Source organism: Clostridium sp. BJN0001, assembly GCF_022869825.1.
In the GTDB taxonomy this organism is placed as follows: domain Bacteria; phylum Bacillota; class Clostridia; order Clostridiales; family Clostridiaceae; genus Clostridium.
In genome coordinates this window covers 814,694-831,758 of sequence record NZ_CP094971.1, presented here as the reverse complement: position 1 = coordinate 831,758, position 17,065 = coordinate 814,694, and the positions used below count along the sequence as shown (strand labels likewise).

Sequence of the window (17,065 nt, the reverse complement as noted above, 5' to 3'; positions counted from 1 at the left end):
ATATGCTGTTCCTAAATATCCACATACCTCATTATATTAGTAATACTTTCAAGGTAAAATGCTAGATTATTCTTTTCTGTCCACTTTAATTCATTTTCTGTTTCTTTTATTACTGACACATCATCTGTTATTATATTATCTACTCCCATAGAAATCATCTCTTTTACATCTTCATAATTATTAATTGTCCAAACATGAACCTCTTTACCGATGCTATGAAGAAGATATACTGTTTTTATATCAACTGATGCACTCTCTATTGAAAGAAAATCTACATTTAGATTTTCAATATTTCCAAGCGAAACCATTATTATATATCCTACTTTTAATTCTGGATCTACATTTTTTACTTTCTGCAAAATATCATAATTCATAGACGTTATAACAACCTGATTTTCCATTTTCTGATCTTTAACAATCTTTACTACTTGTCTTACCATATACTCTTGATTTTCATCCTGCATTGGTTTAAGTTCTATATTAATCTTTATTCTTCCCTTTGCTTCTTTAAGCACATCTTCTAAAAGTGGTATTCTCTCACCTCTAAAATCTTCACTAAAATAAGAACCTATTTCTAATTTTGAAATTTCATCATAAGTTAAATCTTCTATTTTTTTATTAATATCCGTCATCCTCTTTAAATTATTATCATGAAAAAGGACAATTTGTCCATCTTTTGTTGTCTGAACATCAATCTCTGCATAATCTGCCTTATCAGAAATCGCAGCTCTTACAGATGATATACTGTTTTCAGGTGCTTTTTTCTCGCTTCCTCTATGAGCTGAAATCTCTACATCTCTATTTAATACTTTTGAAAACACAACTTTTCCTCCAGAAAAGCATGAAATAGAAATAAAAATTACTATGGAGCACATAATAAATTTTTTACTATATTTTGTACAAAATTTAAAAAGCATTCCGTTTTTATAATCTTTATTAGTTAAAAATTTTCTCTCTTCTATTTTTTTATTCTTTAATCTATAAAATATTTCTACTAAAAATGAAATAAAAAGCGGCATAGTTATAAGCGATACAACCACATAAAATATAAAAAATACTGCTAAAACTATTCCTCCATTTATAATAAACGCAATTGACTTAACAGAAAAATATTTTGAAATCAAAATCATCTGTCCTGAAAATACTATAAATAATATTCCAAGTGCTATATATCTAAACAAAACCCATGCTGTCATATAAAGTATCATGGAAATTTTATTCTTCTTAAATATCTTTCTGCTATCTTTTAGCGACTCAATTCCTGTCTTATCTTCTATTATAAGTTCAGGAATTGAAAGTGATACGCTTATAATCACAAAAATTATTATGCAGAAAAATGCTAAAATAATCATTCTTCCTTTTATTGTCTTCATCAGCTCAATTATAACAAAAGGAGGAATTGTAAGATGTTTTATAAGCGAATTTGAAAAGCCTATTCCTATAAGAGGCCCAATAAATGCTGTTACTATAAATAGAGTAATCATACCTCGCCCAAATATCTTAGGAATTATAATCACACTATTAAATAACGATTCTATAAGCGTTATCTTTCGCTTTTTATGGGAATTATAACTTATATACGTAAGAACTGATATTTCAACAAATATTACAACAAAAGCAATTACTGTCAGGATAATTAAACATACAGCTCCTTTAATTGTCGCTGCAAATCTTAAAAAATCGCCATTACTTAAACACATAAAGCCCTTACTTTTCATGAAATATTTAACTATAAAGTAAATTATAGGCATAAATATACATGTTACAAGTGTTCTATAGCATATTTCAAAGTACAAAACAGATTTAAAATTAAATAATATATTTTTAATCATTTTTCCAACAGTAAGAATTACTTGCCTTTTTGACGATACTAATGAATATTCAATTCTTTTATATAATCTTTCTAACTTTTCATTTTTCAAAATTATCACCTTTATTTTAAGCCAGACGAACCAAATCCCCCTGTGCTTCTTTCTGTATCACAAAACTCCTCATCTGTTTCTACAACTTTCACTTTAACAATCGGTTTTACAACCATCTGTGCAATCTTCATTCCTTTTTCTATCTTAAATGAATCCTTGCTTAAATTAATAAGTATTACTCCAATTTCTCCTCTATAACCCTGATCTATAGTTCCTGGTGAATTAAGTGTTGTTATTCCATGCTTTAGAGCAAGTCCACTTCTTGGTCTTATCTGAGCCTCTGTATTATCTGGGAGTTCAATTTTTATTCCAGTATGAATAAGTCTCCTTTCACCAGGATATAAAATCATATCATCTATTGAATAAAGATCAAGCCCTGCATCATTTTCATGTGCATAATTTGGGAGAATTGCATCTTCATTAACCTTTTTAATTTTTAATATGTAATCTTCCATGTTTACCACCTTTTTTAATAAAAAATTTTATCCTTAAAAGATAAAAGGCATGAAGACAGACTTTACACGACCTATTTGCCTCATGTCCTTTACCACTTTTAATATAATAACACACTATTATTATATACCATTCTTCCTTGCATAAAACCTTTTTATTTTATTAATTATAATAACACTACTTTCCCTATTATCATAGCCTATATTTATTTCATTCCACTTATTATATTTAGGCTTTTCAAAATATCTTTTATCTATTATTTCTATAACTCTATATGATCCATTTGGAAGATTTAAAAAGTCTACGTTTCCTTTTTTATCCGTAATTTTGGATTCAACAAGAGATGGATTTAATCCATTAATTCTATATAAATTTATTTTTACTCCTTCTAAGTATTCGTTATGTCCACAGTCTAAAATAGACTTTACATGTATTTTCCCGCCTTCTTTTTTATTAACATGCATTTTTTTATTTTCTTTTTTCTGTACATGTATTTTCTGAGTTTCTTTTTGATTCTTATTTTCTTCTATTTCTTCCATTTGAATATTATTACGATTATTATTTAAATTCTTAGGCTGATTTATAGTTTTTTTCTTATTTGGAGTCTCTTTTTTCTTATCGTCATCATCATCATCTAAGATTTCAAAAATACAGTTGTTATCTGATGATCCATAATATTTTATTTTCTGCTCCCCCGCAGACAAATTGATTTTTAATGATTTATTTTTGTCATCATTAGCCATAATATTGTCCTTTCAAAATTCTTTCTATTAATAAAATATGATTTAGGTTTTAACAATGTGATATATTTTATTAAATTTTATGAATTTGCAGGTGATTTTAATACTAAAATAAGCCACTTCAAAATCTGAAGCAGCTTATTTTTAATAAATTATAGCTATTATTTAAAATGTACCTGTTACCTTTATTGTTCTTTCAATTACTTTATAAAGTATAAAACCAAATATAAAGTTTAAAACTGCTGTTGGTGCAACAACTCCTATAAATAATGTACTAAGCTGTGCAACTGGAACTCCACCCATTTGCATAAGTGCTGTAATAAATACTGTTCCACTTAAAATTGTTCCTATAGGCATTATTATAAGCACTTGAACGTTTTTGCTTACTTTATTTCTCATCATATTTAAAATTACATACATTACATTACATGTTACAATTTTATCTAAAATATTAGGAATCTGTCCCATAGGAGTTTTTGTTGTAAGTGCTGCAAATATTCCAACTACTATTCCACATATTAAAGTTGTTTTATAATCTCTATTATAAATCATTATTATAAATAGCATCGCAAGATATAAATCTGGCTGCATTGGAAGACCTGTAAGTGGTGTTATCAGATGAAGAAGTGCTCCTATTGCTATAAGTATTGCATTTGTTACCATTTTTCTTGTATTTATTGTCTTTTCCATAATTTATCTTCCTTTCTCTGCTTGATATATTCCTGTTATTTTTCCTGTTTTTTCTATTACTTTAAAAAATATAAATCCTACGCCCGTATTAATCACAGCACCCGGCACTACAACTGATAAAAATAAAATTTTAAATGATTGACCTCCTGGAAGTCCTACCAATAATGCAATTGTTTCTAAAAATACCGCTCCTGAAATAATTGTTCCAATTGGGAAAATTAAAATTGCCTTAACTGAATTTGAAACTCTTTCTCTAAGAATTCTAAGCATAATATACATTAAATTACATGTTATAACTTTATCTATTAAGTTTGGAATCTGTCCACCTGGTGTTTTAGTTGTAATTGCTGCAAATATTCCAACTACTATTCCACATATTAAAGTTATTTTATAGTCTTTGTTATTATATATCATTATTATAAAAAGTATTATAAGTGAAAAATCAATCTGCATTGGTACACCTATAAGTGGTGTAATAATTCTTAAAAGTACACCTATTGCTATGAGTATTGCATTTGTTACCATTATTTTCGTATTCATAATTTGCCCCCCTAAATTTGAATTATTTATCCATATTTATCTTCTTTCTTTCATAACATACTAATCGCCCCCAAAAAATTGTATAAAAAAAGCCGTCCCTTAAATATAAAGGACGGAATAATCCGCGTTGCCACCTAAATTGCATTAAATGCCGCTTAATAAAGATACTAACATATCTCTTTCACTATAACGTGTGAAACACGGCTCAACTACTCTTTAGAAAATTTCATATTGCTCTTCAAAGGCCCATTCATTAATCACTCAAATACTGAATTCTCACCAACTATCAGTTCTCTTTGATTTTTATTCTTAACTACTATCCCTTTTCACAAGATTTAATTTATATTTATATAATACTCTATTTTTTAGAAATGTCAACATTTTTTCTAATGTTTTTTATCATCTTTTTTCTCTTTGTCTTTTAAAATTGATGTAACAAGTGCTGTACCTGCGGTTATTAGAGCTAACAATTTACTAGTTTTTTTTATATTCATAGTCCTTCTCACACTCCCTAAGATTTAAATAGTCTTAAATTGATTTTCTTTTTGGCTATATGTATATCCTATATTCTTTAATTTATTTACGATAAAATCCTTATCTAAATTAAGGTCTTCACATAATAAATCCAAAGATGAATACTGATCTCGCAGTTTCATATTTAATAAGCTAAGTAATATATTAGGTTCTAAAATTTCAACAGATGCTTGAATCACTTTTATCATCTTCCTTTATCCTTTTATTAACTATAAACATAAACACTCTTATTCTCTTATTATACCATTCTTAGTAATTTTTTTAAATGGCATTTTAGTCATATTCTTGCATGAAATCAAATTTATTTCCATTCTTGTTCCAACCTAAAATATTATCTAAATCTACATTTTGTGCAGACTTGAATATAGATTTATCAACTTCAGGTGATATTTTCTTTAAATCTTTAATAAGCTTTTTTATTTCAAAGCGCTTATTACCAGTTTTTTTAGCCGCAACTTCACATGCACAGTCAAGAAATTTTATATTACAATACTTTTTAAATTCTATTATGTCATCTTCTTCAATGTAGTATAGAGGTCTTATAATCTCCATTCCTTCAAAATTCTGCGCTTTTAACTTCGGCATCATTGTTTTATAATTTCCACTATATAATATATTAAGCATTATTGTCTCTATCACATCATTAAAATGATGTCCAAGGGCAAGCTTATTACATTTAAGTTCCTTAGCCTTTGCATAAAGAGACCCTCTTCTCATTCTTGCACATAAATAGCATGGATAGTTCTTTGCTTTCTCATCTACTATATCAAAGATATTAGATTTATATGTAATAACTGGAATATTTAAGTACCTACAATTATCTAAAAGAACTTCTCTGACATTATCATTAAAGCCAGGGTCCATACTTATAAATACAACATCAAAATTATATTTGCTGTGTCTTTTAAGTTCCTGAAAAAGTTTTGCCATAAGAATACTATCTTTTCCTCCAGAAATTGCTACAGCAATTTTATCATTTTCATTTACAAGTTTAAAATCAATAACTGCTTTTATAAATTTTGACCAAAGCTTTCTTCTATATTTTTTTATTATCGCTTTTTCAATATCTTTAAGATCTGTTTTTTCTTCATCTGGAATTATATCAGGACATGATTTTCCTGCTATTGAGTTCATAACAATCATCCTCACATTATCATAAAAAATACTCTATTTTACAATAATATATTCTATCATTTATTTCCTACTTTGAATAGAGAACATAAAAAAAAGGCAGCCGCATAAAGCGGCTAACCAATTAGCTTTTCAGACTATATGATAAAAATAATCATTTTTAGTTTATTCTCATAATTCCAGACATTACTGCAATTCCAGAAGCACCATTTTTTATAACTTCTTTATAATTATTTTTATTTATTCCACCAAGTCCTATTATTTTTATATTCATAACTTCTGACATCTTTTTTATCTCAGATGTTCCACGTGGTTTTAGTCCTTTTTTACATTCAGTTTCAAATACATGTCCATAAATAACATATGTAGCTCCTAATTTTTGGGCTTCAATTCCTTCTTCAAAACTATGAATTGAAACTCCAACTCTTTTATATATACTTTCATTTTTTCTTCTTAAATTTTTAAAATCATTAAATGAAAGCTGAACTCCATATGCATCTATCTTTTTAGCTACATCTACTGATGAATTTATAATAAGTTTTATATTACTTTTTTTTAAAATTTCTTTAACCTTACACGCCATTTTTAAAAGTTCATCATAGGAAAGATCTTTTTCTCGAAGTATAAGATAATCTATGCTGCTTAAAGAAATTTTCTCTATCTGAGAATAAAAATCATCACATAATTTTCTATTTGTTATGCCAAAGACTAACATGTAAAGCTGTCCCAGTCCTTAAATATAGGTTGATATCCTATATCATATATCATCTGCTTTATCTCTTCTGTTGTTCTCTTATCATTAGTATCAAACTGAACTTCTCCCTCTTTTTCTTTTGGCATACTATGTCCTCCAATTGCAATAAGAGACTCTGCTGATATCTTGTTTATTCCAATAGGGATAAGCTTATCTCTAAAGCCTGCTCCTTCTCTTGTTGAAATATTTAAAACACTTTGAGGGAATACTATTCTTATTGCTGTAATACATTGAACAAGATTTCTGTCTGTTACCTCTACAAGGTCCTTTAATCCTCCTGAACATGGTCTTATTCTTGAGAATGAAAGACCTATATCAGATGCAGGATATTTTTTTTGAAGAAAAGATGCATGAAGACCTTCTTTAAACATTTCACGTCTCCAATCAGTAAGTCCTAAAAGTGCACCTATATTTACAAATCTTATTCCAGATTCAATTCCTCTTTCAGGAGTTTCAAGTCTATATCTATAATCTTTTTTAGGTCCTCCTAAATGAACTTTATCATAAACAGCAGGATCATAAGTCTCTTGGAATACTGTAAGAGAATCTACTCCTTCTTTAACTACCTTTTTATAATCTTTTCTATCCATAGGATATACTTCTATTGCAACTGATGGGAAATACTTTCTAAGAACTTTAGTTGCTTCTACAAGATAACTTACTGGTGATTCTTTTGGTGATTCTCCTGTAAGAAATAATATCTGTTTAAAACCTTTTTTAGAAACAGCCTGACATTCTTTTTCTATCTGCTCCATATTAAGCTTAAGTCTGCTTATAGTATTATCATTATTGTATCCACAGTATGCACATCTATTTATGCAGTAATTTGCTATATACATTGGCGTATATAAATATACAGCCTTTCCAAAATGCTTAAGTGTAAGCTTTCTTGATCTTTGAGCCATCTCTTCAAGACATTTTTCACCTGCAAGAGGAGATAATAAAGTCATAAGTTCTTTCTCTCCAGGGTTTCTTGCATATATTGCTCTTTTTATATCATTTATAGTTACATTTTTCCAAAATGCATCAAAATCAAAGTCTTTATATTTCTGAATAAAATTATAAAAACTATTTTCTAAATATTCTCCTGCTTTTATCATATTCTACTTCTCCTCCTCATCTAAAAATCCAGTAAGTGGAGATGATGCTGATGCGGTATCTTTTTTAAGTCCAAGTCCTGCAAGATAAGCAAGTCTTCCTGCTTCAGTTGCCTTTTTAAATGCTTCTGCCATAATTATAGGATTGTTTGATGATGCAACTGCAGTATTTACTAAAACTGCGTCTGCTCCCATTTCCATAGCTTCTGCTGCATCTGATGGTGCTCCTATTCCTGCATCAACAACTATTGGTACATTATTTATTTCATCTATCATAATTTGTATAAGTTCTTTTGTTCTTAATCCTCTATTACTTCCAATTGGTGCTCCAAGAGGCATAACTGCTGCTGCTCCTACATCTGCCATTCTCTTTGCCATCATAAGATCTGGGCTCATATAAGGAAGAACTGTAAATCCTTCTTTAACTAAAGCTTCTGTAGCTTTTAATGTTTCTAAATTGTCTGGTACAAGATATTTACTATCTGCTATTACTTCTATCTTTACCCATGTTCCGCATCCCATCTCTTTTGCAAGTCTTGCAATTCTTATTGCTTCTTCTGCATTTCTTGCACCTGATGTATTTGGAAGAAGTATTATATCTTTAGGGATATATGATAATACATCCTCTTCTTTATTATCTAAATCAACTCTTCTAACTGCCATTGTGACAACTTCAGTTCCCGCATTTTTAAGTACATTTGGAAGTTCTTTATTATTTCCGTACTTTCCTGTTCCTATAAATAATCTACTTTTTAATTCCTTGTTACCTATTCTAAATATATCTTTTTCCATAATAATCTCCCTCTTTTTTTAAACTTCTGTTTTATCTAATATAAGTCTTAAAGCCATATTAGCTTCGTGATTTGCTGCAATTGAAACTCTTGGAGCCATAAGGCCTTCATTTATCTTTGCCTCATTTTTTAAATCCCCACATATGTAGAGTCTTTCATTAATTTTTTTAGTGCATATCGTATTATTTGAATAAAAACCTGCCATGCCTGAAGCTGTAATTATTTTGGGCTTTTTTGTCTGAAGAAGTGTTTCCTGAACAAGTACAGCTTTATTCTGTGGTGAATCAAATCCTTCGATAACTATATCCATATCATTAAACAATTCAAAAACATTATCCTTACTTACAAAAGAGTCAACGCTATCTACTTTTATAAATGGATTTATATCATGAAGTATATTTTTTAATGCCATGCATTTTTTCATTCCTATATCTTTTATAAAATACTGCTGTCTATTAAGATTACTTGGTTCTACCACATCAAAATCAATAATTTTTAAATATCCTACACCAATTCTTGCAAGAGAAATCGCACATGTTGAGCCAAGACCTCCAAGTCCTGCTATTGCAACTTTAGCTTTTTTTAAAGCTTCATGAACTTTGGGAGTATGCCTTGCTATCATAAGATTTTCAATTTCTTCTTTTTTAGGAATTTCTCCTCTTTTTATAAGTGTTATCCTATCATTTTCTTTTATCTTTCTGTCTTGCTTAACAGGAAAACCATTATAAATTACTATATCCGCATCTTTTTTATACTTTTCTCTTATTTGAAATAATGTAAGATTATCATCATTTAATTGAGCACTTTTTTCATTTACTATAAATTTCAACTTTCTGCCCCCACTTTTTATCAGCCTCCTGCAACGAAACTTATTACTTCAATTGAATTTTCATCATTAAGAGCAAACTTATCATACTGCTCTTTTGGAATTATTTTTTTATCAATCTCAATTACTATCTTGTCCTTATTAAGTTCATAGTGATGTATCAAATCAGTTACTACTTTCATATTACCTATTGGTACATTTTTACCATTAACTTTCATCTTTCTCCCCCTTTCACTTTTTATTTAAACTAAATTCTCGTTCCACAATAAAAAAAGGACCCGTTACACCGAACGGATCCTATAAATTCATAATACACATTAAATTTATTTATTGCTTCCCTACGGTGGTATTAGCCACATCAGGTTTAAAAGAGTTAAAGCTTTATAAGCTTCTCTCAGCCGATCTTATCGGCACCCCTAGCCTTTATTCTATTATTTAGCTTTTACAATTATCATTGTACTACTTATTTTTACATTTATCAACTATTTTATGCTAATTTTGAAAATTGTATCCTTATCTCCTGAAAAAGCTACAGTGTCTCCAGCATGTAAAGTAACAGTATTTATTCTTGAAATATAGCTTGCATTTTTGCACTGTCCAAGCTCATCATATAAGAAAAATGAACTATTTTCAGGAGTTTCAACTGTAAGCTCTTTTCCCTCTAATTTTTGAGGTACATTAAAATATTTTGTATACCCATTATCATTAATAGTTACACTATCTAAATACTGACTTAAATTATAAATTCCATTAGATGAAACATATAAATATGAATTTGAACTTAAATATTCAAGTGAATGATCCATATAGAAATTATAATCTGCCTGATCTCTTCCAAGTATAAATGGAATCTTTGCTATAGATACTGCATTATCTTTATCTATTATCTTATGTCCAACAGTATATCCTTTTAATGCATCATTATATGGTAATGAAGTTTTATTGAGTAATCTAACATAATTTTCCGAATCATATTTTTCATTTACAAGAAAATATGATTTACTGCTTCTCTTAAGCCATGCATTTTTAACATCATCTGATATATTATTTTCATCTACTTTTTGCATTGAATACTGATCTAATTTAAGTCTTCCTATATTTCCACAGTCCTGATCTGTAATAGATTCAACATATGTCTCTCCATTTTTTTCTTTTACAAATTTAATTTTTTCGTTTCCATCTTCTGATGTGAAATATCCATCGCTTGTATAATTGTATGAATATTTTAATCCAGGAACTGATGGACATGTAATTACAAGTTTATTATCTTCAATATCCACATTGCAGTTAGTTGTATTTAAATTGTAAAGTCCTTTATATGACTGCATTTCACTAGGTATTGAAACTGCATCTGATGAAGTAAAATCTTTTTCCTCTTTTATTTCAGATATTGTCCCTTTTTCTTTTAGATATTTTAAAATAATAGTAGATGCAAGCATTTCATCTGTTGTAGATGACGATCCTGATGATAAAACTGCGCATGATATATTATTATCCGGAAGGACTATAAATCCTGCATGATAATGATATGTGTCTCCTCCTTTACACAATGCTTTTATTCCATACTCATTGAATGGATTAAATTTTACACTGTCCCATCCTAAACCATAAGATAATATATTGTCATCACTGCTCTTAGGCCATGCTCCATTTAAACATTCTTCATTCTCCATCTTATTTAAAGTATCATCTGTTAAAACTTTATTTTCATTCATAAATATCTTTGAAAATCTGCATAAATCTTCAGCTGTAGAATAGATTCCTCCTGCTGCTGACATATTTAAATTATCATCTGGCAAATCATCATCGCTATTTCCTAAATATATCTTTGCAAGATTTTCTCTATCAAAATTATCATCAGGCATTTTAGTATTTAAAAGATTTAAATTATCTGAAAAATTTTCTTTTACATACTTATTAAATTTCATTCCTGATACTCTCTCAACAAGAATTTGAGCTAAAGTAAATCCATCATTACAATAAACAGAGAATTCTCCTGGATCTGCCTTAAGCCTCTGATTTTTTAATTCTGATAAAAACGAATTATATGAGCTTTGATCATTATCTCCATATAAAAGAGCATTATATAAAGTTCCACCCATAAGACCTGATGAATGATTAAGAAGCATTCTTACTGTTATTTTCTTATATCTTTCATCTTTCATCTGAAAATCCTTTATATAATCTGTAACGGGATTATCAAGATTTACTTTTCCATCCTGCATAAGCTTCATAACAGAAGCTGTCACAAACATCTTACTTACAGAACCTATTCCATACATAGTATTACTATCTATATCTTTTTTACCAAGAGAATTTTTACTAAATACTCCTGCATCATTTGAAATAATAATATTTCCTCCATCATAAAGAGCATACTGAAGACTTGTTGAATATTTATCATTAAAATCCTTCGCTAAATCCTTTATTTCGGAATCAAATTTTTCATAAGTATTACTCTGTGATATTTGATTTTCTAAACCAGTATATGTTTTTTCTGAAGCATATACCGCTGAAGATGACATACCTGATGCAAAAAATCCAGCAATAATTAACGCTATAATTTTCCTTTTCATATTAATTTACCCCCATAATCATGTATTGTTTTTCTTTTGTTTTTTCATAAGTAAGCTGATAGCATTAAAACATATCTATATTATACATCTAAAAGAATTATTAACCAATTGTTATATATCTTAATATTATCTTAAAAATTTTTTGATAAAATTTTAACGAAATTTATTGAAAAATTATATATACGTGCTAAAATATTGAGTGTCAGTATTCTTTTTAGAAACTGAACGGAAATTAAATATATATTTTTTCCGAATTATATCCATTATTAAGGAATAAGAACGGAGGTATTTTCTTATGGAAAATAGTAATTTAAAAACAAAATTCTCAGTAAAACAGATGACAATTGTAGGAATGTTGTCTGCTATCTCAATCTTTTTAGGCCTTACAGGGCTTGGTTTTATACCTCTTCCAGGTATGAAAGCAACTATAATGCATGTTCCTGTTATCATAGGAGCTATAGTTGAAGGTCCAATTGTCGGGTCTCTTGTCGGACTTGTATTTGGTCTCTTTTCAATGTATCAAGCTTTCACAGCACCATCACCAACCGCATTTGTATTTTGGAATCCAATAATTGCAGTGCTTCCAAGAATATTAATAGGTATTGTTTCTTATTATGTCTATAAAGGTGTTAAATTTTCAATAAAGAAAAAGTCAATTGCAATAGCATGCGCTGCTTTATGTGGAACTTTAACAAACACTGCTGGTGTACTCGGTTTTTCTTACTTAATCTATGCAGCAAAATATGCTGTAGCTTTAGGTCTTACTGCAGCTCAAGGAGGATACGCTATCTTTATGATTGGTGTAACAAACGGAATCCCAGAAGCTATAGTAAGTGTAATAATTTCAGTTCCAGTAGTTCTTACAATTTTAAAAATGAGAAATAGGTAATGAAGGTGTACTAATGAAAGAAATAAAAATCACCGATATTGAAGGAATAAAATTAGGACATGCCCAAGATGAAAAAGGTATAACAGGATGTACAGTTATTTTATGTGAAAATGGTGCAACTGGCGGTGTTGAAGTTCGTGGAGGTTCTCCAGGAACACGTGAAACAGACCTTTTAAATCCAGTTGAAATGGTTCAAAAAATACACGCTGTTGTACTCTCTGGCGGAAGTGCATTTGGACTTGATGCTGCAAGCGGAGTTATGAATTATCTTGAAAATAAAAATGTTGGATTTGATGTTTCAGTTGCAAAAGTTCCAATTGTCTGTGAAGCTGTTTTATTTGATCTTATAATTGGAAGCCCCAAAATACGACCCGATTTCAAAATGGGCAAAAAAGCATGTATTAATGCTGAAACTTTTAAAGATACGATAAACGGTAACATTGGTGCAGGATATGGTGCAACTGTTGGAAAATATTTAGGTCCTTCTTATTCAATGAAAGGCGGTCTTGGAACATATGCAGTTAAATGCGGAAATCTAGAAGTTGGAGCTGTAGTTTCAGTAAACTGTCTTGGAGATGTTGTAGATCCTAAAAACCTTGAGTTTATAGCAGGAGCTTTTGATAGAAAAAAATCTGAATTTTTAAATACAGAAAAATTAATAATCGAAAATCTTGAAAATCCTAAAGATCCTTTTAAAGGCAATACAACCATTGGTGCAATTATAACTAATGCATACTTTACAAAAGCTCAGGCAAATAAAGTTGCATCTATGGCTCATAATGGCTATGGAAGAACAATGCGTCCAGCTCATACTATGTTTGATGGCGACACAATTTTTACTATGGCAACTAATAAAGTACAAGCAGATACAACAACTGTTGGAATGCTTGCTGCTAGAGTAATGGAAAAAGCTGTTATAAACGCTGTTAAGAGCGCTTCTTCACTTGATGGATATCTTGCTTTTAAAGATTTATAATTATTCCAATATTGGTCAATAATTAAATATATTCCTCCACTTTCATAGATTATATTTTTGCGATTTGCACAATATAATACTGCAAGGTGGAAATAACACCTCGCAAAAATTTACTAAAATCAGAGGAGGAATATGTTATGGCAAATTCATCATTAGTACCTGAAGCAAAACAAGGATTATCAAAATTCAAAAATGAAATAGCAAGTGAAATGGGTGTCCCATTTACTGACTATAACGGAAATCTTTCTTCTAAACAATGCGGAAGCGTTGGAGGAGAAATGGTTAAAAGAATGGTACAGCAATACGAATCTGGCATAAAATAATATTTCTCGCGAGATGTACCATTAAGTAAATTGAAAGCCGTTCTTAAATCTAATAATTTAAGAACGGCTTTCTTCTTTTATTTTTATTTTAATTTTCAGCTTCTACAAGCTCTGGAAGAATTTCTATTTCTCCATTATTCTCTTGAACTTTAACTTTTGAACCATAATATAAATCACCTTTTATTATCATTTTAGCTAATGTGTTTTCTATTACGTTTTGGATATATCTTCTAAGTGGTCTTGCACCATATATAGGATCATATCCTTCTTTTGCCATAAGTGTCTTTGCTCCATCTGTAACTTCTATTTTAATATTCTTCTCTTGAAGTCTTGTTGAAACTTCCTTAATAAATATATCTATTATCTTCTTGATTCCGCTTTCTGTAAGAGGTTTAAACATTATGATGTCATCAACTCTGTTTAAAAATTCTGGTTTAAATCTAGCTTTAAGATCATTCATTACCATTTTTCTTATTTCAGGTTCTACAGAATCTTCACTCTTATTTTCAAGTAAATGTCCACTTCCTATATTTGATGTCATAATTATAATTGTATTTTTAAAATCAACTGTATTTCCTTTATTGTCTGTAAGTCTACCATCATCAAGTATCTGAAGGAAAATATTAAATACATCAGGATGAGCTTTTTCAATTTCATCAAATAGTATTACGCTATATGGATGTCTTCTTACAGCTTCAGTAAGCTGACCACCTTCATCATATCCTACATATCCTGGAGGTGCTCCAACAAGTCTTGATACTGAATGTTTCTCCATATATTCAGACATATCAATTCTTACTATATTCTCTTCAGAATCAAATAAATTTCTTGCAAGAGTCTTAGCAAGTTCTGTCTTACCAACTCCTGTAGGTCCAAGGAATATAAATGAACCTATTGGTCTATTTATATCTTTAAGTCCTGCTCTTGCTCTTAGTATTGCATTTGTAACAGAAGTTACTGCTTCGCTCTGTCCAATAACTCTCTTTTCCATCTGGTCTTCAAGTTTTAAAAGCTTTTCTCTTTCGCCTTCCATTAAATTGCTTACAGGTATTCCAGTCCATTTTGAAAGCACTTCTGAGATTTCTTGTTCTGTAACTTCTTCTTTTAAAAGAGCACCTTCATAATTATTTTTAAGTTCCTCTTCTTTTTTCTTTATCTCTTCTTCGATTTTAGGTATTTTGCTATATTGAATTTCTGCTACTTTATTGTAATCAAAATTTCTCTGTGCAGTTTCAATTTCTCCTCTTGCCTCATCAAGTCTGCTCTTTAAATCTTTAATAAATTTAATCTGCTCTTTTTCTTTTGTATATTTAGCTGTCATTTCATCATTTTTTTCTTTTAATTCAGCGAGTTCTTTTTCTAAAGCTTTAAGTCTTTTCTTTGAGCCTTCATCTTTTTCTTTAACTAAAGCCTCTTTTTCAATTTCGCCTTTAAATATTTTTCTTCTGATTTCATCAAGTTCTGTAGGTACTGAATCTATTTCAGACCTTATCATTGCACCAGCTTCATCAATTAAATCAATTGCCTTATCTGGAAGAAATCTTCCTTGAATATATCTATTTGAAAGCTTTGCAGCTGCAACTATAGCAGTATCATGAATTCTTACACCATGATGTATCTCAAACCTTTCTTTAAGACCTCTTAATATTGCAATTGTATCTTCAACTGTTGGTTCATCAACAATTACTGTCTGAAATCTTCTTTCAAGTGCCTTATCTTTTTCAATATATTTTCTATATTCATCAAAAGTTGTAGCACCTATGCAGTGAAGTTCTCCTCTTGCAAGTAGAGGTTTTATAAGATTTCCTGCATCCATTGCACCATCAGTTTTTCCTGCTCCTACAATTGTATGAATTTCATCTATAAATAAAAGTATTTTTCCTTCACTAGACTGAACTTCTTTAAGTACAGCTTTAAGTCTTTCCTCAAATTCTCCTCTGTACTTTGCTCCTGCAATTAGTGAACCCATATCAAGTGAAAATACTATTTTATCCTTTAACCCTTCTGGAACATCGCCTCTTACTATTCTCTCTGCAAGTCCTTCTATAATTGCTGTTTTACCAACACCAGGCTGACCAATTAGTACAGGATTATTTTTTGTTCTTCTTGATAGAATTCTTATAGTTCTTCTTATTTCCTCATCTCGACCTATTACTGGATCAAGCTTATGCTTTTTAGCTAATGAAGTAAGATTTGTTCCATATTTTAAAAGTGCATCATATGTTCCTTCTGGATCTTGACTTTCAACCTTCTGGCTTCCTCGTACATCACGAAGAACTTTTAAAAATAAATCTTTTGTTACATTATACTGATTTAATATCTTTAAAACATCAGTATTAGAATGAGCATCCATTATTGCAAGCATAAGATGCTCAACGCTTATATATGAGTCTTCAAATTTCTTTGCAATTTCTTCTGCTTTATTTAAAACCTCATCTACTTTTCTTGTAATATATACTCCCTGAGTATCGGCTCCATTTCCTGTTACCTTAACCATATTATCAAGAGTATCATTTACAGATTTTTTCATCTGCTCAACATTTACGCCCATTTTAGTAAATATATTAGGAACAAGTCCATCTTCTTGATTTATAAGACTGCTAAAAAGATGAATTAAATCAATCTGCTGAGACTTATATTTTACAGCAATGCTATTTGCATCACTTAAAGCCTGTTGTACTCTTAATGTCATTTTATCAACATTCATAAATGTTCCCTCCTTAAAGCTTAATCTCTTAAGCATTCATTCTTTATTATTTCTTTATCTGAAATTATAATACCATAAAGGTCAAAGAAAGTCAAAGATAAATTTTCTATTTTATT

The 17,065-nt window shown here is 29.5% G+C and carries 17 protein-coding genes, 1 riboswitch and 1 other annotated feature; of the genes, 3 read left to right on the top strand and 14 right to left on the bottom strand.

Annotation, left to right across the window (positions count from 1 at the left end; all coding sequences use genetic code 11):
* Window positions 1-11 precede the first annotated feature (11 nt).
* The 13 genes from MTX53_RS03940 to MTX53_RS03880 form a co-directional block, all read right to left on the bottom strand.
* Window positions 12-1,922: a glycerophosphodiester phosphodiesterase gene (locus tag MTX53_RS03940; RefSeq protein WP_244834922.1), complete on the bottom strand. Its 1,911-nt coding sequence runs from the start codon at window positions 1,920-1,922 to the stop codon at window positions 12-14.
* Window positions 1,923-1,933: 11 nt separating this feature from the next.
* Complete coding sequence (gene dut, locus MTX53_RS03935) at window positions 1,934-2,377, bottom strand: dUTP diphosphatase (RefSeq protein ID WP_244834921.1); 444 nt, start codon at window positions 2,375-2,377, stop codon at window positions 1,934-1,936.
* Window positions 2,378-2,497: 120 nt separating this feature from the next.
* Entirely contained in the window at window positions 2,498-3,118 is a 621-nt protein-coding gene (locus tag MTX53_RS03930) for a prealbumin-like fold domain-containing protein (protein ID WP_244834920.1), read from the bottom strand.
* A gap of 162 nt (window positions 3,119-3,280) precedes the next feature.
* Window positions 3,281-3,805 (bottom strand): tryptophan transporter, encoded by a 525-nt coding sequence (locus MTX53_RS03925; RefSeq protein ID WP_244834919.1) that lies wholly within the window; start codon window positions 3,803-3,805, stop codon window positions 3,281-3,283.
* A 3-nt stretch (window positions 3,806-3,808) separates the two neighbouring features.
* A complete protein-coding gene (locus tag MTX53_RS03920) occupies window positions 3,809-4,345 on the bottom strand; it encodes a tryptophan transporter (protein WP_244834918.1) in 537 nt (178 codons plus the stop codon).
* Window positions 4,346-4,450: 105 nt separating this feature from the next.
* Window positions 4,451-4,684: a binding site (T-box leader), on the bottom strand.
* A gap of 179 nt (window positions 4,685-4,863) precedes the next feature.
* Window positions 4,864-5,067, bottom strand: a complete 204-nt coding sequence (locus MTX53_RS03915) for a DUF4250 domain-containing protein (protein WP_244834917.1) — start codon at window positions 5,065-5,067, stop codon at window positions 4,864-4,866.
* Between the two features lie 85 nt (window positions 5,068-5,152).
* Window positions 5,153-6,013 (bottom strand): tRNA 2-thiocytidine biosynthesis TtcA family protein, encoded by an 861-nt coding sequence (locus MTX53_RS03910; protein WP_244834916.1) that lies wholly within the window; start codon window positions 6,011-6,013, stop codon window positions 5,153-5,155.
* 157 nt (window positions 6,014-6,170) lie between these two features.
* Window positions 6,171-6,725: a thiamine phosphate synthase gene (locus MTX53_RS03905; RefSeq protein ID WP_244834915.1), complete on the bottom strand. Its 555-nt coding sequence runs from the start codon at window positions 6,723-6,725 to the stop codon at window positions 6,171-6,173.
* On the bottom strand, window positions 6,719-7,864 hold the full coding sequence (thiH, locus tag MTX53_RS03900) for a 2-iminoacetate synthase ThiH (protein ID WP_244834914.1): 1,146 nt from the start codon (window positions 7,862-7,864) through the stop codon (window positions 6,719-6,721). The genes MTX53_RS03905 and thiH overlap by 7 nt, the downstream gene beginning before the upstream one ends.
* Window positions 7,865-7,867: 3 nt before the next feature.
* Complete coding sequence (locus tag MTX53_RS03895; protein WP_244834913.1) at window positions 7,868-8,653, bottom strand: thiazole synthase; 786 nt, start codon at window positions 8,651-8,653, stop codon at window positions 7,868-7,870.
* 18 nt (window positions 8,654-8,671) lie between these two features.
* The gene (gene thiF / locus MTX53_RS03890) at window positions 8,672-9,481 is read right to left on the bottom strand and encodes a sulfur carrier protein ThiS adenylyltransferase ThiF (RefSeq protein WP_244834912.1); all 810 of its coding nucleotides are present in this window, start codon (window positions 9,479-9,481) and stop codon (window positions 8,672-8,674) included.
* 20 nt (window positions 9,482-9,501) lie between these two features.
* Window positions 9,502-9,696, bottom strand: a complete 195-nt coding sequence (gene thiS, locus MTX53_RS03885; RefSeq protein ID WP_244834911.1) for a sulfur carrier protein ThiS — start codon at window positions 9,694-9,696, stop codon at window positions 9,502-9,504.
* A gap of 100 nt (window positions 9,697-9,796) precedes the next feature.
* A riboswitch (TPP riboswitch) is annotated at window positions 9,797-9,906 on the bottom strand.
* Window positions 9,907-9,960: 54 nt separating this feature from the next.
* Window positions 9,961-12,054 (bottom strand): serine hydrolase domain-containing protein, encoded by a 2,094-nt coding sequence (locus MTX53_RS03880; protein WP_244834910.1) that lies wholly within the window; start codon window positions 12,052-12,054, stop codon window positions 9,961-9,963.
* Between the two features lie 295 nt (window positions 12,055-12,349).
* On the opposite strand from MTX53_RS03880, the gene MTX53_RS03875 reads away from it, so the two are divergent.
* The 3 genes from MTX53_RS03875 to MTX53_RS03865 all read left to right on the top strand — a co-directional run bounded on the left by MTX53_RS03875 (window position 12,350) and on the right by MTX53_RS03865 (window position 14,242).
* Complete coding sequence (locus tag MTX53_RS03875; RefSeq protein WP_244834909.1) at window positions 12,350-12,943, top strand: ECF transporter S component; 594 nt, start codon at window positions 12,350-12,352, stop codon at window positions 12,941-12,943.
* 13 nt (window positions 12,944-12,956) lie between these two features.
* Window positions 12,957-13,919 carry a P1 family peptidase gene (locus MTX53_RS03870; RefSeq protein WP_244834908.1) on the top strand — a complete coding sequence of 321 codons (963 nt, stop codon included), beginning with the start codon at window positions 12,957-12,959 and terminating at the stop codon, window positions 13,917-13,919.
* 137 nt (window positions 13,920-14,056) lie between these two features.
* Entirely contained in the window at window positions 14,057-14,242 is a 186-nt protein-coding gene (locus MTX53_RS03865; protein ID WP_244834907.1) for an alpha/beta-type small acid-soluble spore protein, read from the top strand.
* An 88-nt stretch (window positions 14,243-14,330) separates the two neighbouring features.
* Here the strand turns inward: MTX53_RS03865 and clpB are convergent, their stop codons facing one another.
* The gene (clpB, locus tag MTX53_RS03860) at window positions 14,331-16,949 is read right to left on the bottom strand and encodes an ATP-dependent chaperone ClpB (protein ID WP_244834906.1); all 2,619 of its coding nucleotides are present in this window, start codon (window positions 16,947-16,949) and stop codon (window positions 14,331-14,333) included.
* Window positions 16,950-17,065 lie beyond the last annotated feature (116 nt).